Source organism: Massilia sp., from assembly GCF_032106685.1.
Classification (GTDB): domain Bacteria; phylum Pseudomonadota; class Gammaproteobacteria; order Burkholderiales; family Burkholderiaceae_D; genus Telluria.
The window spans coordinates 1-21,327 of sequence record NZ_DAMCPG010000037.1; the positions used below are offsets into that span (position 1 = coordinate 1).

Consider the following 21,327-nt stretch of genomic DNA (forward strand, 5'->3'; position numbering starts at 1 on the left):
CTCGGGCAGTTTCGGGCAGGCCAGCCCGGCGAGCGTACGCGGCGCGGCCAGCACGGCTTTTTGCAGCGACATCGCCGCCAGCACCTGCAGGGAGCCCGCATGCGCGCTGCCCGGCGGCGCCAGCACCAGCGCCGCATGGGCCAGGTAGGGCCGGGTGTCGGCGACGCTGCCGGTGACGACCACCCCGGCCTGGCGCGCCAGCGCGCGCACCCGGCCATCCGGACGGGGCCCGACCAGGTACAAGGCAAGCGCCGGATCGGACGCGCGCAGCGGCGCGAAGACCTCGTTCGCAAACCACCGCGCCGCCTCGATGTTGAGGCGTTCGTCCATGGCGCCGGCCAGCACCAGCGCGCGCAGGCCCGGACGGTACGGCGAGCGGTGCAGGATGTGCGGCGAATAGTAGTCGGCATCGACCCCGCTGGCCAGGTGCCGTGCCTTGTGCGCCGACTCCGGCGCGAACAGGCGGAAGCGGGCGACGTCGGCGGCGGTGGCGAACAGCGCGTGGTCGCAGGCGGCGCCGGCGGCGCGCTCGCGCGCGAGCAACTGGCGCGCCTGGCGCCGCCACAACGCGGTGCTCGGCCAGCGCCGCGAGGCCCAGTGGCGGCGGCGCTGGTCGGATTCGAGCTCGACGAAATCCACGACCCGCATCGGCCCGGCCGGCAGCGCCTCGAGGTAGCGTCCGCTGGCGGCGCCGGCGGCCAGCACCGCCGCCACCGTCTGGCGGGTGCACAGCCGCGCCGCCCAGGACGCCAGCGCCGGATCCGTGTGTGCGCCGGCGCCGCGCACGCGCTGGCGGATCCCGGGCGGAGCGACGAAGCAGGTTTCGTAGCACAGGGCGCGGACCCGCCCGAAGTGACTGCCGTCGCACGCCGGGTCGGCGACGCAGCCCAGGTGGACGCGGAAGTGGCGCGCCAGGTAGCGCAGCATGTGAAACCAGCGCAGGCTGTGCGCGCTCCCGTCCGGCCGCGGCAGGCATGGCGCGAGCATCAGGAGGTCGCGCTTGGGCGGCAGGTGCGACGTCGATGTCATGGCCGCCCCCCCCTGCAGATCGGCGGTGCAGGACCGGGGCGGCTGGCGGCGGTGATCGGGCTTCATCGCGTAATCTCCAGTGAAAGCCTGGCGGTGCGGCACCCAGGATGACGGCGTCCGGCGACGCTGTTCTCGGCGACGCTGTTCGGTGACGCTGTTCAACGACGCTGTTTGACGACGCTGTTTGACGATTATATGGCTGGCAAAACGGTGCATTTCGCTACCCTTTTTCCAGTTGATACCCGTCAAGAAACGGCTGCTCGGGCGCACAGCGGCGCGCCTGCCGGCCCGGAAATCGATCAATGCTTGTGGCAAATTTCTCTTGGCTTTGATCTATGTTCAGATGGCAAATTTCATGGCTTGCGAGCGGGAACCGCAGTACGGCAGAGCTTGTCTGACTCGGCAGCTAAGGTTTTCGCCAATAACGGCGGGACGCCACTTTGGAGGAGCAAGCATGCTGGTCGATGAAACGCCCATCGCAACATTCGAAACCGCGGCCGCCGCACGGCGCCGGGAACCATCCGCTGGGGACCCGCAGCGCGCCACGCACCCGCCGCGCCCCCAGTTGTTTAATGTCCGCCTGGCGACCTCGAGCGGGCGGCGCGACGACGCCGGGGTACTGCTGCGCCGCATGTATGCGTGGCGCGGCTACGCGGTCGAGCCGGGCGAAACGCGCGACCGGCGGCGCGTGACCTTTTATGCGGAAACCGCCGGCGAGCTGGTCGGGACGATGAGCCTGTGCCTGGACCTCGACGGCCGCCTGCCGGCCGACGAGAACTTCGGCGACCGCCTGGCACCCCTGCGGTGCGCCGGACGGCGCTTGTGCGAACCCTCGCGCCTGGCGATCGACAAGGGCATGTCGAAGCGCGTCTTCGCGGCCCTGATCCACATCTCCTACCTGTATGCCCACAAGCTGCACGGCTACACGGACTACGTGATCGAGGTCAATCCGCGGCACGTCGCCTTCTACCAGCGCATGCTGGGCTTCGCCGACTTCGGCGGCGAACGCGCCTGCAGCCGTGTCGGCGCGCCGGCCGTGCTGCTGCGCCTGCCGCTGTCGCGGATGGGCGCCGGCATCCGCGAATGGGGCGGCCGCTTCGCCGAACCGGACACCGAGCGCTCCTTCTATCCCTATTTCTTCCCGGTGCGCGAGGAGGCGGACATCACGGCCCGCCTGGCGGCGCTGTGCGACGGGGAGGAGCGGGCATGACGAACCTGAGCGAACTGCGCGGCGCGCTGCGGCACGGCGCCGCCCTGGAGGCGATGGCGGCGGTGGTCGGCGCGGACCACCTGCTGGCCGACGAAGCCACCCTGGCTGCCTACGCGCGCAGCACCGCGGCGCGCGCGGTGCGCCCGCTGGCGGTGGCGCGCCCGGCAAACGCGGCCGAAGTGGCCGACCTGGTGCGCATTGCGGCCGCACACCGGCTCGCGGTCTACCCGGTCAGCACCGGCAAGAACTGGGGCTACGGCGATGCCTGTGCCGTCGGCGCCGGACAACTGATCCTCGACCTGTCGCGCATGAACCGCATCGTCCAGGTCGACCCGGAACTGGCCTATGCCGTGATCGAGCCCGGCGTGACCCAGCGCCAGCTGTCGGACTTCCTGCGCGAACAGGGCCATGCGCTATGGGCCGATTGCACCGGCGCCGGTCCGGATACCAGCTACATCGGCAACATCATGGAACGCGGATTCGGTCACTCGCCCTACGGCAACCGGCTGCAGCACGTGGCCGGCATGCAGGTGGTGCTGGCCAGCGGCGAAGTGCTCGACACCGGCTTCGGCCACTACCGCCAGGCCCGCGCCGCCCACCTTTTCCCGTATGGCGTGGGTCCCTTCCTGGACGGTCTGTTCACACAGTCCAACATGGGCATCGTCACGCGCCTGGGCATCTGGCTCATGCCCCAGGCCGAGTGCGTGAACCACTTCCTGTGCAGCGTCCCGGCGCACGCCGACATCGCCCAGGTGGTCGACGCCTTGCGGCCGCTGCGGCTGGACGGCACCCTGCGCAGCATCCTGCACATCGGAAACGACATGCGGGTGCTGTCGGGCGGGCGTGCGTTCCCGCGCGCGGACGTGCCCGAGGGCGCGCGCCTGCCCCCCACGCTGCGGGCCGCGCTGTGCGAGGCCGGCGGCATCCCCCCCTGGACCGTGTCCGGCGCCCTGTACGGCAGCGATGCCCAGGTCGCGGCCGCGCGCAGCGCCCTGAAGCGGGCCTTACGGCCGACGCCGGCGCATGCCCGTTTCGTCACCGCGCGCAGCCTGCGCCTGGGCGCACTGGCCGGCCGCCTGCTGGGACCGACGCCGCTCGGGCGCCAGCTGCGCGCCCGGGTCGCGCTCGGCGAATCGCTGTTCGAGATGAACCGGGGCGTGCCGAACGGACGCTTCCTGGCCGGCGCCTACTGGCGCCGCCGCGGCGGCCTGCCGGGCAGCTTCCCGGAGGCCGCCGATCCGGCGCGCGACAACTGCGGCCTGCTGTGGGTGTCGCCGGTGCTGCCGCTGCGCGGCGCCGACCTGCTGGCCGTGCATGCGCTGGCCGAGGCGCAGTTCGAACGCCACGGCTTCGACCTGTTCGCAACCTTCAGCATGATCAACGAGCGCAGCCTGGGCGGCGTGCTGACGGTGGCCTACGACAAGGACGATCCGGCGGAAGCGGCGCGCGCCCGCGCCTGCCACGATGCGGTGTTCCGCGAGATGTTCGAAGCCGGCTACATCCCTTACCGCGTCGGCAACCACGCGATGGCGGCGCTCGATCCCGCCGGCGACAGCTACTGGCGCACCGTCGCCGCGCTGAAGGCGGCGCTCGACCCCCACGGTATCCTGGCGCCCGGCCGTTACGAGCCCGGCGTGGCGGCGGGCATGGAGTAAGTCCGATACCTGTACCCGCCGCCGCCCCGCCGCCCCGCCGTGTGGTTCGCGCTCGCCCTGGCGCATCAGGGATGAGCGGCACGGCCGGCGGGCTCGGTCGGGGCGTGCGCCCGCGCCGGACCGGGTCACGCCTTTCAGATGCCGGCTCGGCGCGCCGGCAGCGTGCGCACCACACCCCGAAAGTCCACGGTGTGGAGGCTGACCGGCCGGCGCCAGATGCGGTCGATGTATTCCATGACGCGCTCGGCCTGCTGCAGGTCGAGCCCGCGCCCGTCGTGCTGGAAATCGTGGCGCAGCGCCAGGCTGCCGTCCGGCGCCAGGTCCGTGACGGCGATCGACGGCGCCCCATAATTGTATTTCGGCGCCAGGATCGCTTCGCGGATCGCGTGGATATCGCGGTTGGCGATGCGGGTGTCGCCGTCGCGGCGGGTCTCGTGGACGAACAGATCGAGCCGCCCGGCGAGTTCCTCGTCGAGGTGGTTGCGGACGAACCCGAAATCGTCCTCCTCGCGCATGATCTCGCGCGCCGCCGCCAGGCCCTTGCGCTCGATGATGTGCTCCCACATCGAAAAGCCCAGGTGGTATGGATTGAGCGCGAGCGCCAGTTGCTGGTCGCCGGCATAGGGCCGCACGACGTCGGAGTGCGATTTGAGCGCGGCCAGGTAGAGTTCGTGCGGCAGGAAGCCGGCTTCGCGCAGCAGGCGGGCATGCCAGTACGAGGCCCAGCCCTCGTTCATGATCTGGCAGGCGTAGATCGGGTGGAAATAGAAAGCCTCCTCGCGCACGGCCAGGAAGATGTCGCGCTCCCATTCGGCCAGCTCGGGCGCGTAGCGGGCGATGAACCAGAGCAGGTCGCGCTCGGGCCGGGGCGGCAGCGGGGCGCGCTGCTGGCGGGTGTCGCGCTCGGGCGGAACGACTTCGCCGGGGAGCTGGGCGTAGCGGTCGTGGAATGCGTCCGGCGGCGCTTCCCCTGGCGGCGCCAGGAACTCGGGGTAGCGTGAGCGGTGCAGCGGCTGGTCGACATCGACGTGTGCCTCGAGTGCGAGCGCGGCATCGAGCACGGCCTCGACCCGCTCCTGCCCGTGGGCGGCCAGCGCCGCCTCCAGCCGGTGCGCGCGCCCCGCGCTCTGCTCGAGGATGTGGCCGCCGGCCATGTCGGTGAAGCGCTTGAACAGGATGTTGTTCCGGGCGAAATCGGCATGCCCGAGTACGTGGGCCGTGACCAGGGTGTTCTCGGCCAGCGAATTATGCTCGAGCATGAAGGCGCGGCAGGGGTCGCCCGGGAACATCACTTCGAAGATACGCGAGTTGCCCATGTGCTGGCGCACCAGCTGGTGGATGTAGCGTACGCCGAAGGACCAGTGGCGCATCCGCACCGGCAGGCCATAGACCGCGATCTCGAGCATGAAGTTGTTCGGCACCATGTCGAAGTGGACGGGTGCGAAGTCGAGGCCGAGCTCGATCGCCAGCGCTTCCAGGCGCGCCGCGTAGTCGGCCAGGCGGCGATCGCGCTCGTTCATGCGCCCGCTGGTGCGCTCGCTCATCGGACGGCCTGCGCATCGGCGCGTTCGCCGAAAAAGTGCTGGAGGGCGCGCCAGACGTCGTCGCCGCTCGACAGGACGCTGGCCCCGACCGGCCGCCCGCGCGCTTCGAGCTCGCCGAACAGGCGCCGCATCTCGGTATCGAGCGAACGGGTGACGCCCGGCAGGGTCTCGACGAAGCCCAGGTAGTTGAACATGCCGGCCAGCTCGTTCAGGCCCTGCAGGGTGGCGGCGCGGTCCTCGGTAAAGTTCTCGCCGTCGGAAGCATAAAACAAGTAAAGATTGGTTTGGCCGGCCAGGCGCTCGCGGCGGACGACATCGAGCACCAGCCGGAAGGCGCTCGAGGCGATGGTGCCGCCGATGCCGCTGACCTGGAAGAAGTCGGCCTCCCGGAACTCCCAGGCCTGGGTGGTGTGGGCCACGAAACGTGCCGCCACCTTCGCATACTGGCGGCGCAGTCCTTGCAGGGCAAAAAAGAAAAACGACTTGGCGAGCTTGCGCTCGAGCTGGGTCATGCTGGCCGAGACGTCGACCACGAAGAAGATCAGGGCCGCGGTGGCGGGGCGGGGTCGGTTCACCAGCTGGCGAAAGCGCAGGTCCTCGTCGGTGAAGGGCAAGGGGTCGGCCTGCACGGCGCGGCGCTTGATCGCCTCCTTGAGCGTGCGGCGGCGGTCGAGGCGCGATCGGGCGCCGCGCTTGTCCCAGCCCTCGCGCACCAGCTCGGTGTCGTCGATGCCGGGACTGGGCCTGGGCTTGAGGTCGGGCAGGCGCAGGTCCTGCCACAGCCAGTCCATGACCTCGTCGATGGAGAATTCGAGCAGCATGCGCACTTCGCCATCCTCGTTCCCGCCCTTGGCCTCGCCGTCGTCGTCGTCGTCGCTGGCCCGGCGCAGCACGTCGCCCGGCTCGCCGGGTCCCTGGCCGGCGCCGCTCTCGACCCGCCCCTCGGCCAGCCGGAAGCGTGCGTGGTCGAGCATGCGCACCGGCACCTGCACCGTACGCTCCTGCGGCCCGGAGATGAAATCCGGTCCGGCGATCAGGTCCGGGAGGTGCTCGCGCACCGCCTCGCGCACCTTGTCGTTGTGGCGCAGCCAGTCGCGCGCCCCGCGCGAGAACAGCTCGTACCACTCGGTGCTGATGGTCAGCGCCACGACAGGCCTCATTCCTGCGCGAGCAGGGTGGTGACGTAGTTCAGCGCCTCGCGTGCGCTGTGCGCATCGTACCCGTACTCGTCGACCAGCCGCTTCTCGACGGCCGAGATCTTGCCGCGCACCTCGTCGTCCGGCCGTTTCGCCGAGCTGACCAGGCGCAGCACGTCGCGCCGCTGCTCAAACAGGTATTGCTGCACGGCGTCGTTGAGCTGGATATGGCTGTCCAGCCCGAACTTGACGCCGCGCTTGTAGGCGCCCATCGCCTTGCGCACGACTTCCTGGCGAAACGATTGCTTGCCGGAGTCGGAAATGTGGATCTTTTCCTCGACCGCGCGCAGGAAACGTTCGTCGGGCCGGCGCTCCTCGTTGGTGATCGGGTCCTTGATGGTGCGGTTGTCGAGCATGGCTTCCACCTCGTCGAGGTATTTGTCCAGGAGCTCGAGCGCTTCCTGCTCGAACGAGACGAACAAGGCCTTGTGCACGTCCTGCTTCACCCAGCGGTTGTAGAAGTCCTTCCGGGTCAGCACGAGATAATCGACCCACTTGCGCCTGCGCCGCGGTTCGATGCGCGCGTCGTTCTCGATGGCGTCCTTCAGGGCCAGCAGTACGTCCATCGTGGACAGGCTCTTCCGGTTCGAGCCGATGATCGCGTTCGACAGCGCATTGATGACGAAGCGCGGCGACACACCGGCCAGGCCTTCGTCGGGCGCCTTGTCCTTTTCTTTGACACGGCGGATGTCGGCCCGGTTCACGCCATCGACCTCCTCGTCGGCGTGGATGCGCACCTTCCTCACCAGTTCGACCTCCTTTTCCTCGCCGTCCTGGATGCGCGAGAGGATGGCGAACACGGCCGCCGCATGCAGCACGTGCGGGTCGAGGTGCACGTCGCGGAAGGCCGGCGCCGCCGAGGAGATCAGCTTGCGGTAGATGCGGGCCTCCTCGCGGTAGTTCAGGGTATAGGGCACCTGGATGATCACCATGCGGTCGAGCAGCGCCTCGTTTTCGCTTTCCTGCAGAAACTTGCGGAATTCCGCGAGATTGGTGTGGGCCAGGATGGTCTCGTCCAGGTAGATGAGGGGGAAACGGGCCACCTTGACGTTCTTTTCCTGGGTCAGGGTCAGCAGCAGGTAGAGGAACTCGCGCTTGACCTTCAGGATCTCGATCATTTCCAGCACGCCGCGGCTGGCGGCATACACCGCGCCGGACCAGGACCAGGCGCGCGGATCGCCCTCGTCGCCGTACTGCGCGACCTTCGACAAGTCGACCGACCCGACCAGGTCGGCCAGGTCGGCCGTCGTCGGGTCGTGCGGGGCGTAGGTGCCGATGCCGCTGCGCCCGGCTTCCGAGATGAAGACGCGCTCGACCGGCATGCGCATGAAGTCGCCGTCGAAGTGCTCTTCCAGCCGCGCGCGGCAGTGCGGGCAGGCTTCGCCGGCGATGTCGATGCCGTAGGTATTGCGGAAGGCGGCGCGCATGGTGTGCGGAATCAGGTGCAGCGGCGACTCGCGCACCGGGCAGCCGGCGATGGCGTACAGCGCGCCCTCGTCGGTGCGGCTGTATTCCTCCAGACCGCGCTTGAGCAGGATCACCAGGGTCGACTTGCCGCCGGAAGGAGGACCGAGCAGGAGCAGCAGGCGCCGGCCCACCTCGGAACCGCTGGCGGCCGCCTTGAAATAGTCGAGGACGCGTGCGAGCGCCTCGTCGATGCCGAACAGGTCGTCGGCGAACAGGCGGCAGCGCGTCTTTCCGGGCTCGTCGTCGACGCAGGTGGCGCGGATCATGTCCCAGATGTATTGATGGGAGGTGCGCGCGATGCGCTGCGGCTGCTCGGGCAGGATCCCGGCCATGAACTCGGAGAACGGTCCGGCCCAATGTCCGGCACGGTGCTCCCGGGTGAAGAGGTCCAGGCTGTGCAGGAAGTTGTCGTGCCCGTCGGCATGCGCCGCACGCGCGTCGTCGCCTGGTAGCGTCACGTTTCCTCCATTCCAAGTAAGCCGAAGAAGCCAAAAGAATAATCAAGGGGCGCGAAGCAGCGGCCCGGCCGGCCGCGCGAAGCCACAGTATCGGTGGGCAGCGCTGGTCGTGAATGAGGCGCATCAACGTGCGCGACCGAACCTTGCGCGCACAGGCTGGCCTAACACTGGCCACGATCGGCAGGGGATTCGGCGCTCCGAACATACCTACCGACGCGCGTACGTTTGTTCGGCCGCGGTCGCGAAGACGCATCCGCAGCGGCCCAGCAATGCGCTTGCGTTCGCCGCCGCACCGATGTCCCGTCCGCGGCCGGCTAGGATGGTGCTTTCGCCAACTCACAAGGGAATGCCATGTCCACAACGAACGCTTCCGCCCAGGCCGCCGCGCTGGCCGACAAGATCCGCACCATGCGCTTCGCGATGTTTACCACCGTCGACGAGCACGGGCACCTGATCAGCCACCCGATGACCAACCAGGACACCGACGAGCAGGGCGGCCTGTGGTTCTACACCTCGATCCATACCCCGCTGTGGCAGAACATCGCGCTGCAGCCCGAGGTGAACGTCAGCTTCGCCCAGCCGGACGACAGCCTCTACGTCTCGATCAGCGGCACCGCCGAGCGCGTGGTCGACCGCGAGCGCATCCGCGCCTTGTGGAACCCGATGGTCCAGGCCTGGTTCCCGCACGGTCCCGACGACGAACACGTGGTGCTGGTGCGCGTGGCGCCGCACAGCGCCGAATACTGGGATTCGAACGACAGCAAGATGGTGCGCCTGTTCCAGATGGCGAAGGCGGCCGTGACGGGCAGCACCCCGGACGTCGATCCGGGGGAACACGGCACCATCAGGCTCGAGGATGGACAGTCCGGGCGCGTCTAGCGCGGCCGCTGGATCTGGGAGGCGTCCTCAGCGGGCGCCGCCCTGGGCCGGCGACGGCGGCGGCAGGTCTCGCTCGGACTGGTTGGCGCCGCTTTCGGGCGAGCCCAGCCCGGTGCCGGTCCCGCCGCCCTGGTCCGGGCGGGTATCGAAGGCGCCGCGGGCGCCGCTTTGCATGCTGCTCTCGCTTGCCTCCGGCGCCGTCCCGGCGGGCTGCGGCGCCGGGACGGCGCCCGGTTTCGACGATGGCCCGGCGTTCGCAGCCGCAGCGCCGGCCCCGTCCTGGTTCCCGGTCAGCTGTTCGCCGCCGCTGCCGCCGGTCTCGCGCTGGATTTCGTGGCTGGGCGTGGCGCCGCGCTGGCCGCTGGTGACGCCGCCGACGCCGATCGTGGTCGACGCGGCATCGCCTTCCTTGCCGCCGCTACCTGTAGTCTGTGCATTCATCGTGTTCCTCCAGTTAAGCCGATCAAGGCGATTATGCGCTCCGGTTAAATGCCCGCCCATCGGCGGCTTCAGCACGACCGTGTAGGAGCACGCCGCAAGCATTCAGCGGTAGCGCTTGTAGACGCTGGTCGAGCCGTCCTTTTTCACCAGCAGGACTTCGTACGGATCGCTGTGGGCGCCCTCCATGCCCGGCGAGCCCATCGGCATGCCGGGAACGGCGAGGCCGACCGCTTCCGGCCTGGTCCCCAGCATGCGCTTGATGTCCGAAGCCGGTACATGGCCTTCGACGGCATATCCCTGGACCCGGGCGGTATGGCAGGAGGCGTGCTGGTCGGCGATGCCGAATTTGGCGCGGTAGTCGCCTGGATCGGCGACGTCCCGGGCCTTGACCGTGAAGCCGTTTTCTTCCAGGTGCTTCACCCATTGCTTGCAGCAGCCGCAGGTGGCGGTCTTGTAGACCTCGATCACCGGCTGGGCGGCGCCGGCGGCAAGGGGCAGGGCGACCAGCGCCGACATCAGCGCATGCGACATTCGTTTAAAAAGCATCAGGCTTCTCCAGGATATGGGACATGAGGCAGGCGGCAACCGTTGCGCCTGCCGCCAACATCGCGATCCTACACCACCTGCGCTAGTGGCCGAATCAAGCCGGCCCCGCCGCATTCGTAGTATCTTTACGGAAGCGACTGGAAAGCGGCGCAGTTCGCTCGACCTGGAGACACACCATGACACCCCACCCTCCCGGGCGCGCCACGTGGGCCGCCGGCGCGTGCGGCCCGGGCGGCCTGCCTGCGACGACGCCCGATGCCCCGCTCGACACCCTCGTCGTCGGCGCCGGCTTCGGCGGCATCTGCATGGGCATTGCCTTGCTGCGCGCCGCCAACCGGCGTTTCCTTATCCTCGAGAAAGGAAGCGAGGTCGGCGGTGTATGGCGCGACAACAGCTATCCCGGCGCCGCCTGCGACGTGCCATCGCACCTGTATTCGTTTTCCTTCGCACCGAATCCGGACTGGTCGCACCGGTTCGCGACCCAACCCGAGATCCACGCCTACCTGCGCGATTGCGCCCAGCACTTCGGCCTGATGCCGTACATCCATTTCGGGCATGCGATCGCGGAGGCGCGCTTCGACGAGGCGCGCGCGCTCTGGGCGTTGCGGACCGAGGCGGGCGCGCGCCTGTACGCCAGGACCGTGGTCACCGCCACTGGCCTGCTCAGCCGGCCGGCGATGCCGCGCATCGAGGGTATCGGCACTTTCCGCGGGCGCAGTTTTCACTCGGCAAAATGGGATCATGCCTTTCCGCTGCAAGGCAAGCGGGTGGCGGTGATCGGGACCGGGGCCTCGGCGACCCAGTTCGTGCCGGCGATCGCCGGGCAGGTCGGCGACTTGCTGGTGTTCCAGCGGTCGCCGGCCTACCTGATCGCACGCGGGGACCAGGCATACCGGGCCTGGCACAAACGCCTGTTCCGCCACCTGCCGCCGGCCATGCGCCTGCACCGCGCCCTGATCTATGCGAAGTACGAGTCGCGCGCGCTGGCCTTCACCCGCCTGAAGGGCATCATGCGCTTCGCAGTCGACCAGCCTTTCCGGCGCATGCTGGCGCGCGACGTCCCCGACCCGGCGCTGCGCGCGCGCCTGGTGCCGGACTACCCGATCGGCTGCAAGCGCATCCTGCTGTCCGACGACTACCTGGCGACCTTTTCCCGGCCGAACGTCAGGCTCGTCAGCGATGCGGTCCGGCGCATCGTGCCGGAAGGCGTCGAGACCGCCGACGGCACGCTGCACCGGGTCGATGCGATCATCTACGGCACCGGCTTCGCGGCGACGGACTTCCTGGCGCCGATGCGCGTCACCGGCCGCGGCGCCCTGGACCTGAATACGGCGTGGCGCGACGGCGCCGAGGCCTACCTCGGCATCTCGGTGCCGGGCTTCCCGAACTTTTTCATGCTGTACGGGCCGAATACGAATCTCGGCCACAACTCGATCGTCTACATGCTCGAAAGCCAGGTCGCACACATCATGCGCTGCCTGCGTGCGATGGAACAGGCCGGCGCCACGACCGTCGAGGTCGGCGCCGCCGCGCACCGCGAGTTCAACGGCAAGCTGCACGCGCGCCTCGACGGCGCCGTCTGGACAGGCTGCAGCAGCTGGTATCTGGACCGGCATGGACGCAACAGCGCGAACTGGCCCGGATTCAGCTTCAGCTACCGCTGGCTGGCGCGCCATGCCAGCCTGGTTGCCTACCGCTTCGCCGCACCGCTGCCCGGGCACCCCGGCGGATTGCGCATCCAGGCGCCGACCGCCATCGGCGAGCGCCTGCATGCGGCATTCCAGCGTGCTTTCCTGCGCACCTGCTTCAAGCCCTTGATCGGGCCGCCCCTCGGCGCCGGCACGCAGCGCGCGCTCGTGGGCCTGCTGGCGGCGCTGATGCCGGGGGTGGATGGCGTTCGCCGCCATCGCCGGCGCTACCGCGGCGTGCCGGTGGAAATCCATGCGCCGCTGGAAGACATGCGCCGGCCGCCGCGGGGCGGCGTCATCCTGTATCTGCACGGCGGCGCCTTCTGCCTGGGGAGCCCGGCCACCCACCGCAGCATCACGACGCGGCTGGCGCGCGAGTCGGGCATGACCGTCTGGGCGCCCGAGTACCGGCTCGCGCCCGAACACCCGTATCCTGCCGCGCTCGACGACGCCGAAACCTGCTACGAGGCCTTGCTCGACAGTGGCATCGGCGCCGGCGACATCGTGTTCGCGGGCGACTCGGCCGGGGCCTCGCTGGCCCTGGCGCTGGCGCTGCGCCTGCGCGACGGGGGCCGGCCGCTGCCGGCCGGGCTGGCGCTGGCGTCCCCGGTGGCCGATCCGCTCCTCGATGATGGAACGGTCGCCAGCCGCGCCCGCATCGATCCGATGGTGCGCAAGGCCTGGGTGGCCCAGGGCCTGGCCTGGTACGGCTGCCCGCCGGACCGGGGCGTGCACGCGCCGCTGGCTTGCTCGCTGCATGGCCTGCCGCCGATGCTGGTCCAGGTCGGCGACCAGGAGATCCTGCATGGCGACGCGCTGCGCCTGGCGGCGCATGCCGCGCACTGTGGCGTATCATGCCTGCTCGAGGAATACGAGGGGTGCTGGCATGTGTTTCACCTGCAGGCCTTTTACCTGCGCTCGGCGCGCGAGGCGATCGCGCGCCTGGCCGGGTTCGCGGGCGACTGCGTCGCGCCCACGCCCCCGCGCGCGCGGCAGGCCGCGTCCGGCTCCGCGCCCGCATTGGACGAGGCCGCGCCGCGTTGAGCACCTGAAAGCCGGTCCCGGCGCCGGCGCCGGGGCAGGGCCGCATGGACACGGCGGGCCCGCATGATTTACGCACTGGCCGCCACCGCCGTCCTGCTGCTGCATTTGGTCTTCGTCCTGTTCGTGGTGTTCGGCGCGCTGCTGGTGGCGCGCCGGCGAATGCTGGCCTGGCTGCAGCTGCCGGCGGCGGCCTGGGGCTTTATCGTGGAGTCCACCGGGCGCGGCTGCCCGCTGACGGCCTGGGAAAACCTGCTGCGCATGCGCGCCGGCCTGGCCGGCTACGAGGGTGGCTTCCTCGAACACTACGTGCTGCGCCTGCTGTATCCGGACGGGCTGACGCGCGAGCTCCAGCTGGCGCTGGCCGCCACGGTCGCGACCGTCAACTTGCTCCTGTATGGCTGGATCCTCATGCGGCCCCGGGCCAGGACAGGGCGGGCTCCATAGTTCCCGGTAACGTGTGGTCGCCGCATGGGGCCGATGTTATGCTCGCCGCATGGGCATCGGCCCGCAATCCGGAGACACACATGACAATGACGGTAGGCGATTTTCTTCTGCAACGGCTCGACGAATGGCGGGTAGGGCGCATCTACGGCTATCCCGGGGACGGCATCAACGGCTTCCTGGCCGCCATGCGGCGCCAGGACCGCATCCGCTTCGTCCAGACCCGCCACGAGGAACTGGCCGCCTTCATGGCCTGCGCCCACGCCAAGTACACGGGCGAGGTCGGGGTCTGCATGGCCACCTCCGGCCCGGGCGCCATCCACCTCCTCAACGGCCTCTACGACGCCAAGCTCGACCACCAGCCGGTGGTGGCCATCGTCGGCCAGCAGAAGCGCGCCTCGCTCGGCGCCAGCTACCAGCAGGAAGTCGACCTGGTCACCCTGTTCAAGGACGTCGCCGGCGCCTTCGTGCAGATGGCCACCACCGCCGGGCAGATCCGCCACCTGGTCGACCGCGCCATGCGCACCGCGCGCAGCGAGCGCAGCGTCTGCTGCATCATCGTGCCCGCCGACCTGCAGGACGAGGAAGCGGTGGCGACACCGCCCCGCGAGCACGGCAATGTCCTGTCGGGCATCGGCAGCTTGTCCTTCGCCGAAGTGCCGCCCCCGGCGGCGCTGCGCCAGGCGGCCGACATCCTGAACGGAGGAAAACGGGTCGCGATCCTGGCCGGCGCCGGCGCGCATGGGGCGGCGGACGAGCTTGTGGAGGTCGCGGAACTGCTGGGCGCGGGCATCGCCAAGGCGTTGCTGGGCAAGATGGCCGTGCCCGACGAGCTGCCCTTCGTGACCGGATCGATCGGCATCATCGGCACCCGCGCCAGCTTCGACATGATGAACGAGTGCGACACCCTCCTGATGGTCGGCTCGAGCTTCCCGTACTCCGAATTCCTGCCCGAGGAAGACCAGGCGCGCGGCGTGCAGATCGACATCGACCCGAAGATGGTCAGCCTGCGCTATCCGATGGAGGCCAACCTGATCGGCGACGCCAGGGCGACGCTGCGGGCGCTGATCCCGCTGCTCGAGCGCAAGACCGACCGCGGCTGGCGCGAGCGCATCGGGGGGAAGGTGCGCGACAGCTGGCGGGAGCTCGAGCGCAAGGCGATGCTGGAGACGCCCGAACTCAATCCGCAACGCGCGTTCTGGGAACTGTCGCAGCGCCTGCCCGAGGACGCGATCCTGGCCGGCGACTCGGGCTCGACCACCGCCTGGTATGCGCTCGACATCCGGGCCCGCGCGCGCATGATGGGCTCGCTCTCCGGCGGGCTGGCCACCATGGGTTCGGCCATGCCGTATGCATTCGCTGCCAAGATGGCGCATCCGGGGCGGCTGGTGGTGGCGCTGGTGGGCGATGGCGCGATGCAGATGAACGGCATGAACTGCCTGATCACGATCGCGCGCCACTGGCAGGAGTGGAGCGACGCGCGGCTGATCGTGCTGGTGCTGAACAACCGCGACCTGAACTTCGTGACCTGGGAGCAGCGCGGCATGGCCGGCGAGCCGAAGTTCGAGGCATCCCAGCAGTTGCCGGACGTGGCCTATGCCGATTACGCCCGCCTGCTTGGCCTCGACGGCGTGCGGGTCGAGCGGCCCGAGGAGATCGGCCCGGCGCTGGATGCCGCGTTCTCGGCCACGAAACCGTTCGTTCTCGATATCGTCAGCGAAGCGAATATTCCGCCTCTCCCGCCCCATATCACCCGTTCCCAGGCGAAGCAATACTATGAAGCCATCGAAAAAGGCGAACCGGAAGCCGATGCGGTTCGGCGGGCGCTTGCTCAACAGGGGTTGACGGAGCAATAATGCGGATGTGCTGGCTTATTGTTATCGCTGAAAGTGACCGTGTGGCGCGCCTGTAAGGACGCGGCGGCGGACGTGGTGGGTCGATAGGCGCCTGGCGGCATTGCAGGCGCTTTCTTTTTATCCAGCGATGACGCAGGCGGTGCCGCCGGCGTAAGCCGCGGGCGGAGGAGGACACCCGCACCAAGATGGGGCCGGCAATATAAAAAGCAAGGCTGCAGGAAAGCGGGAAAGGCGGGCTGGTCACGAGCCGGCAGCCTTCCGACGGGAGACGACAATGCATAACAGGAGAATGTGTAGTGAGTATTTTTAGGACGAAAAACCTCGATGCCATGGTGGCGGGCAGCCGCACCGGAGGCGGATTGAAGAAGGTCCTCGGACCGATGGACCTGATCATGATGGGTATCGGGGCGATTGTCGGCACGGGCATTTTCGTGCTGACCGGCACTGGCGCCGTCACGGCCGGCCCGGCGCTGACGGTTTCCTTCATCATCGCCGCCATCGCCTGCGGCTTCGCGGCCCTGTGTTATGCCGAGTTCGCTTCCAGCGTGCCGGTGGCCGGCTCGATCTACACCTATTCCTATGTGACCCTGGGCGAAATCGTGGCCTGGATGATCGGTTGGGACCTGCTGCTGGAATACGGCCTCGCGACCTCGACGGTCGCCGTGGGCTGGTCCGGTTATTTCCAGTCGCTGCTGAAGGGGATCGGCATCGTGCTGCCGGAAGCCCTGCGCGCCGCGCCTGGCGCGATTCCGGGCGTGAACACCGTATTCAACCTGCCGGCCTTCCTGATCATGATGGTCCTGACCTTCATGCTTTCCCTCGGCGTGCGCGAGTCCGCGCGGGTCAACAACATCATGGTGGCGATCAAGACCGGCGTCGTGCTGCTGTTTATCTGCGTCGGCGTGTTCTACGTCAAGCCGGACAACTGGACTCCGTTCATGCCATTCGGCATGGGTAGCGTGATGAGCGCCGCCGCGCTGGTGTTCTTCGCCTTCATCGGTTTCGACGCCGTGACCTCGGCCGCCGAGGAAGTCAAGAATCCGACCCGCGACCTGCCGATCGGCATCATCGGGTCGCTGATCGTCTGCACCATCCTGTACGTGCTGGTTTCCGGCATCATGACCGGCATCGTCCCGTTCCCGAACTTCAAGGGCGTCGACCATCCGGTGTCGCTGGCGCTGCAGTACGCGGGCCAGGACTGGGTGGCCGGCTTCGTCGACCTGGCCGCCATCCTGGGCATGAGCACCGTGATCCTGGTCATGGCCTACGGCCAGACCCGCATCCTGTTCGCCATGTCGCGCGACGGCCTGCTGCCGAAGAAGTTCTCGACCGTGCATCCGAAGTACGGCACCCCGTACTTCGCCACCTGGATGGTCGGCATCATCTTCGGCCTGATCGCCGCCGTCGTCCCGCTGGGCGTGCTCGCCGAGCTGGTCAACATCGGCACGCTGGCCGCGTTCTCGCTGGTCTCGGTCGCCGTCATCGTCCTGCGCAAGACCCGTCCGGACCTGCCGCGCGCCTTCCGTTGCCCGGGCGTCCCGATCGTGCCGGCCCTGGCCATCATCTTCTGCCTGGCGCTGATGTCCTTCCTGAGCTGGCACACCTGGGTCGCCTTTGCGATCTGGCTGGTGCTGGGCCTGGTCGTGTACTTCGGCTATGCACGTTCGCGCTCGCTGCTGAACAAGCCGAGCTGATCTGGTTGGAACGACACCGATCCATGTCGCCGATGGCCGGCATGGATCGCGAAACCGGCCGCGGGCAATCCGCGGCCGGTTTTTTTTTACGCCGGCGCGTGCGCGCCCAGGGGTGCCGGGGCGGCGGCGAGGTCGTCGAGCGCGGCCAGTTCCGCCACCCGGGCCCCGAGCCCGGCCATGCGTTCGATGGCCCGCTCGCCGTCGCCCGCGCTCACATCGACGGCGCGCATCGCCTCCGGCAGCACGACGACCTCGAATCCTGCCGCGCGCGCATCGATCACCGTGTTGAGCACGCAATAATCGGTGGCCAGGCCGCAGACAAAGACGCGCGTCACGCCATGCTGGCGCAGGTGCCCGGCCAGGGCGGTGCCGTTGAAGGCGGAGTAGGCGTCGGCGTCGGGCCGGTCGCCCTTCGAGATGATCACCGTATCGGCCGGCAGGACCAGGTCCTGCGAGAAGGCCGCGCCCTCGGTCTCGGCCACGCAGTGCGGCGGCCACGGTCCGCCACGCGCGGCGAATGAGCAGTGGTCGGCGGGGTGCCAGTCGCGCGAGGCGTAGATCGGCAGCTTGCGTGCGGCGAACAGGCCCATCAGGGTGTTGACCGGGGCCAGCACTTCGTCGCCGCGCGACACCCCCAGGCTGCCACCGGGAAGGAAATCGTTCTGCATGTCGATGACCAGGAGGGCATCGCTCTCGTTCAGCTGGATCGGGTTCATGTACTTTCGCTCCCTGGCATAATGGAAACACCAACGGGGAGGGTAGCACGGCTGCGGATGTATCGCAGTTGCAATGCTTTTGCTATACTGTATATCCATACAGTAGATGTGCTTCACCATGACGAAATTCATCCCGCTCGACCTCGGTCCGACCGCCCCTGACGCAGACGCAGACGCAGACGCAGGCAAGCCCAGCGGCCGGCTCGACGTCAAGATGTTCCGGGTGGCCGACGATCCGATCACGGAAGCCCAGACTGACATCGAGATTGCGCGCGAGTTCATCGCCAACGGCGAGCTGACGCCGAAATCCATCGCCAATTCGCAGAAGGAGCTGTACCGCTTCCTGACCTGGTGCCGCGAGGAGGCGAAGAAGACGCTGGGCCAGCTGAACGTGGCCGACCTCAACGCCTACAAGGAATTCCTGCGCAATCCGCCGCCGGACTGGATATCGACCACCAAGTGGCCGCGCAGCGACCCGCGCTACCGTCCCTTTACCGGGCCGCTGTCGGACCCGAGCCGGCGCCAGGCCATGATCGCCGTCAAGGGTTTGCTTGCCTTCGCTGAGCAGACCGGCTACCTGCGCCGCAATCCCGGCGCCCTGGTGCGCAACGTGCGCACGCCGACCAGCAGCCGCATCACCCGCTACCTCACGCCGCAGGCGATCGAACTGGCGATCGCCACGGTCTCCGCGCGCCCGGCCGATGCACCGGCCGTCTTGCGCCGGCGCGAGCGCGACCGCTTCCTCCTGATCGCGTTCGCCCAGACCGGGGCGCGCCTGAACGAGATCGTCGGCGCCGCGATGGGATCGATCTATACCGAAGGAAGAGGGCGCTGGTGGCTGGACGTGATCGGCAAGGGCAACAAGGCGCGCCGACTTCCGGTGCCGCCCCAGATGCTCGATGCTTTCCGGCGCTACCGCGCGGCCTTCGGCCTGGCGCCCGACACCAGCCGCGCCGACCGCATGCCGCTGGTGCTGTCGAGCAGGAGCCGGACGGTCACCCGTCTCTCGGACGAAGCCGCCGGCGAGGCGCTCAAGGCGGTCTTTGCCGAGGCCGCGGAACTGGCGGCCAGCCAGGGCGACGGCGATTCGGCGGCGTCCTTGCGGCATGCCTCGGTGCATTGGCTGCGCCACAGCATGCTGACCAACCATGCCAACAACGGGGTCCAGCTGAAGACCCTGCAGGACACCGCCGGCCACGCCAATATCTCGACCACCGCGGCCTACCTGCACAAGAGCGACAACGAACGGCACGACGAGATCATCAGGTCGGGCGGCGGCGGCACTGCAACGGAGGAGTGACGGCGGCGCCGGGAGCAGGGCGGCTTGCGCTCCCGCCCCGGCGGCTCCGAGGGGCTATCGTCCCAAGGTCCAATGTGCACATGCGGCGACGGCGGGCACAATCGGCAGCGGTCAGCGGGAGCGGTGCCATGGGATGGAACCGGCGCTATAGCCTGGTCAGCTACCTGAAATCGTCGTTGTGGGTGGTGCCGATGTTGGCCATCGGAGCCGCGCTGGCCCTCGTGCGCGTGACCGAGGCGTTCGAAACCTGGTTTTGCGGGCTCGGCCCCGGTCCTGGCCTGGCCCTGGGCGCCTGGCGCATCGACCGCGAAGAGGCCGCCGCGCTGCTGAACCGGATCTTCGACCTGAACCAGACCTGCCTGGTGTTCGCCTTCGGCTCGCTGCTCGTTGCGATACAGGTCGCCGGCGGCCAGTACACGCCGCGCATCATCGCCACCACCTTGCTGCGCGACCGGGTGATCCGCTGGATCGTGGGTCTGTTCGTGTTCAGCATGCTGTGGGCCAACCGCACCCTGATCCGCCTCGACCGGGGCGTGCCCCAGCTCCAGGTGTATCTCGGCGCCGTATTCGGACTGGCTTCGCTGGTCGCCTTCATCCTCCTCATCGATTACGCGGCGCGGATGCTGCGCCCCGTGAGCCTGGCGATCCGGATCGGCCGGCAAGGCGTCGCGGTGATCGAGAGCGTCTATCCCGCGCTCGCCGGCGACGGGCCGGAGCAGCGCCATCCCGAGCGCCCGCCGGACGCCACGGCTGCACGCGTGATCCCTTACCGGCATCGCTCGGCGGTCGTGCTGGCCGTGAACATCCCGCGCCTGGTGCGGGAAGCGGCGCGCCACGACTGCGTGCTCGAGCTCGCGGCCCAGGTCGGCGACTTCGTCGCTGTCGGCGAGCCGCTGTTCCTCGTGCATGGCGCTGGCGCGGACATCGACGAGAAACGGCTTGCCGAACAGGTGGCGATGGGGAGCGAACGTACCTTGGAGCAGGACCCGATGTTCGCGTTCCGGATCGTGGTCGACATCGCGCTCAAGGCACTGTCGCCCGCGATCAACGACCCGACCACCGCGGTGCTCGCGATCGACCAGGTGCAGCGCCTGCTGGGCCTGGTCGGCAAGCGCGCCTTGCATGACTGCGAGATCCGGGACGCGGCCGGGCGGCTACGGCTGATCCTGCGTACCCCCGACTGGGAGGATTTCGTGCACATGAGCTTTCGCGAGATCCGCCATTACGGCGCCGACAGCGTGCAGGTCGAGCGCCGGCTGCGGGCGATGATCGACACCTTGCTCGCTACGCTGCCGGCCCACCGCCATCCCGCGCTGCACACGGAGTTGTCGCTGCTCGAGGCGGCCGCGCAGCGCACCCGGCTGTTCGCCGCCGATGCCGCGCTGGCGCGCATTCCCGATTCGCAGGGCCTGGGCGGCGCGTCCGGATCACGCGAGGACGCGTCGGGCGGCGCGAGCGGGAAGCGCGATGCGTCCCCGCCATGAACGGCGCGCGCGCCGCTGCCCGGGCCGAACCAAATCGGGCGTCATGCGATCTACACTGCATTCACCGAACAATCGCGAGGCCATCATGAACATCCGTCCGGGAACGGTCTGCACCGCCGTTTTGCTGCTGTCTTTCCTCGGCGCCCGGGAGCCGGCGTTCGCCCAGCAGGAACCGCCGGCCGGGCGGCAGGGCGGGGCGCCGCCGCCCGGCCACCACCACGGTATGGCGGGCCAGCATGGCATGGGCGGCTGGGGTGGAATGGGAGATTGGGGTCCCGGCGCGATGGGCGGGGACTACGGCGCCCTCAGCCTGACCAGGGACCAGCGCAACAAGATCTACGCGATCCACAAGGACCTGAGGGGGAAACAGTTTGCCTTGATGGACCGCATGCACGACAGTATGGAGTCGGCAAGGTATTACAGGAACGGCAAATTCGACGAGCAGGCGGCGCGCAACGCCTACGCGACGGCCGAGAAGATCCATCGTGAAATGTTCGAGAACATGCTCAACGCGCAGAAGCAGGTCGATGCCTTGCTCACTCCCCAGCAAAGGCAGCAGCTCAGCCAGGCCAGCGAGTAGGGCGGCCGGCGCAGTCGGCGCCCGGAAACGCCCTCGATGCGCCGGACAGTGAACGGGAGAGGGCGGCGCCTTGCTGGCGCGGCCAGGTAGCCGGCGCAG

At 68.8% G+C, this 21,327-nt stretch carries 17 protein-coding genes; 10 read left to right on the plus strand and 7 right to left on the minus strand.

Annotated elements, in window-relative coordinates; genetic code table 11:
* Nucleotides 1–1,029, minus strand: a 1,029-nt coding sequence (locus RT688_RS17990; protein WP_313706224.1) for a glycosyltransferase, incomplete at its 3' end; no start/stop codon positions are given.
* 454 nt (nt 1,030–1,483) lie between these two features.
* On the opposite strand from RT688_RS17990, the gene RT688_RS17995 reads away from it, so the two are divergent.
* Entirely contained in the window at nt 1,484–2,239 is a 756-nt protein-coding gene (locus RT688_RS17995) for an N-acyl amino acid synthase FeeM domain-containing protein (protein ID WP_313706225.1), read from the plus strand.
* Nucleotides 2,236–3,894 carry an FAD-binding oxidoreductase gene (locus RT688_RS18000; RefSeq protein ID WP_313706226.1) on the plus strand — a complete coding sequence of 553 codons (1,659 nt, stop codon included), beginning with the start codon at nt 2,236–2,238 and terminating at the stop codon, nt 3,892–3,894. The genes RT688_RS17995 and RT688_RS18000 overlap by 4 nt, the downstream gene beginning before the upstream one ends.
* 134 nt (nt 3,895–4,028) lie before the next feature.
* Here RT688_RS18000 and RT688_RS18005 read toward each other — a convergent pair whose 3' ends face one another.
* Genes RT688_RS18005 through RT688_RS18015 form a run of 3 tightly spaced genes read right to left on the minus strand, consistent with a single transcriptional unit; the run spans nt 4,029 to nt 8,559 of the window.
* A complete protein-coding gene (locus tag RT688_RS18005; RefSeq protein WP_313706227.1) occupies nt 4,029–5,438 on the minus strand; it encodes a SpoVR family protein in 1,410 nt (469 codons plus the stop codon).
* Nucleotides 5,435–6,598 carry a DUF444 family protein gene (locus RT688_RS18010; RefSeq protein ID WP_313706228.1) on the minus strand — a complete coding sequence of 388 codons (1,164 nt, stop codon included), beginning with the start codon at nt 6,596–6,598 and terminating at the stop codon, nt 5,435–5,437. Before RT688_RS18010 ends, RT688_RS18005 begins: the two co-directional genes overlap by 4 nt.
* Nucleotides 6,595–8,559 carry a serine protein kinase gene (locus RT688_RS18015; protein ID WP_313706229.1) on the minus strand — a complete coding sequence of 655 codons (1,965 nt, stop codon included), beginning with the start codon at nt 8,557–8,559 and terminating at the stop codon, nt 6,595–6,597. The genes RT688_RS18010 and RT688_RS18015 overlap by 4 nt, the downstream gene beginning before the upstream one ends.
* A 351-nt stretch (nt 8,560–8,910) precedes the next feature.
* Here RT688_RS18015 and RT688_RS18020 point away from each other — a divergent pair, with 351 nt between their 5' ends.
* Nucleotides 8,911–9,438, plus strand: coding sequence for a pyridoxamine 5'-phosphate oxidase family protein (locus RT688_RS18020; RefSeq protein ID WP_313706230.1), 528 nt, complete (start codon nt 8,911–8,913; stop codon nt 9,436–9,438).
* A gap of 27 nt (nt 9,439–9,465) precedes the next feature.
* On the opposite strand, the gene RT688_RS18025 is transcribed toward RT688_RS18020, so the two are convergent.
* Together RT688_RS18025 and RT688_RS18030 are read right to left on the minus strand one after the other, a co-directional pair.
* A complete protein-coding gene (locus RT688_RS18025) occupies nt 9,466–9,879 on the minus strand; it encodes a hypothetical protein (RefSeq protein WP_313706231.1) in 414 nt (137 codons plus the stop codon).
* 102 nt (nt 9,880–9,981) lie between these two features.
* On the minus strand, nt 9,982–10,425 hold the full coding sequence (locus RT688_RS18030) for a DUF411 domain-containing protein (RefSeq protein ID WP_313706232.1): 444 nt from the start codon (nt 10,423–10,425) through the stop codon (nt 9,982–9,984).
* A 176-nt stretch (nt 10,426–10,601) separates the two neighbouring features.
* Here RT688_RS18030 and RT688_RS18035 point away from each other — a divergent pair, with 176 nt between their 5' ends.
* The 4 genes from RT688_RS18035 (at nt 10,602) to RT688_RS18050 (ending at nt 17,148) form a co-directional block, all read left to right on the plus strand.
* The gene (locus tag RT688_RS18035; RefSeq protein ID WP_313706233.1) at nt 10,602–13,157 is read left to right on the plus strand and encodes an alpha/beta hydrolase fold domain-containing protein; all 2,556 of its coding nucleotides are present in this window, start codon (nt 10,602–10,604) and stop codon (nt 13,155–13,157) included.
* A gap of 63 nt (nt 13,158–13,220) precedes the next feature.
* A complete protein-coding gene (locus tag RT688_RS18040) occupies nt 13,221–13,601 on the plus strand; it encodes a DUF2784 domain-containing protein (RefSeq protein WP_313706234.1) in 381 nt (126 codons plus the stop codon).
* 80 nt (nt 13,602–13,681) lie between these two features.
* Complete coding sequence (locus RT688_RS18045) at nt 13,682–15,454, plus strand: thiamine pyrophosphate-requiring protein (protein WP_313706235.1); 1,773 nt, start codon at nt 13,682–13,684, stop codon at nt 15,452–15,454.
* Nucleotides 15,455–15,750: 296 nt separating this feature from the next.
* Nucleotides 15,751–17,148: an amino acid permease gene (locus RT688_RS18050; protein ID WP_313706236.1), complete on the plus strand. Its 1,398-nt coding sequence runs from the start codon at nt 15,751–15,753 to the stop codon at nt 17,146–17,148.
* 86 nt (nt 17,149–17,234) lie between these two features.
* Here the strand turns inward: RT688_RS18050 and RT688_RS18055 are convergent, their stop codons facing one another.
* Nucleotides 17,235–17,864, minus strand: a complete 630-nt coding sequence (locus tag RT688_RS18055) for a nicotinamidase (RefSeq protein WP_313706237.1) — start codon at nt 17,862–17,864, stop codon at nt 17,235–17,237.
* Nucleotides 17,865–17,982: 118 nt separating this feature from the next.
* Here RT688_RS18055 and RT688_RS18060 point away from each other — a divergent pair, with 118 nt between their 5' ends.
* From RT688_RS18060 to RT688_RS18070, 3 genes are all read left to right on the plus strand, one after another.
* The gene (locus tag RT688_RS18060) at nt 17,983–19,164 is read left to right on the plus strand and encodes a tyrosine-type recombinase/integrase (protein ID WP_313706238.1); all 1,182 of its coding nucleotides are present in this window, start codon (nt 17,983–17,985) and stop codon (nt 19,162–19,164) included.
* 128 nt (nt 19,165–19,292) lie between these two features.
* Nucleotides 19,293–20,648, plus strand: coding sequence for a DUF2254 domain-containing protein (locus tag RT688_RS18065; protein WP_313706239.1), 1,356 nt, complete (start codon nt 19,293–19,295; stop codon nt 20,646–20,648).
* An 85-nt stretch (nt 20,649–20,733) separates the two neighbouring features.
* On the plus strand, nt 20,734–21,228 hold the full coding sequence (locus RT688_RS18070) for a Spy/CpxP family protein refolding chaperone (protein WP_313706240.1): 495 nt from the start codon (nt 20,734–20,736) through the stop codon (nt 21,226–21,228).
* Nucleotides 21,229–21,327: the final 99 nt, after the last annotated feature.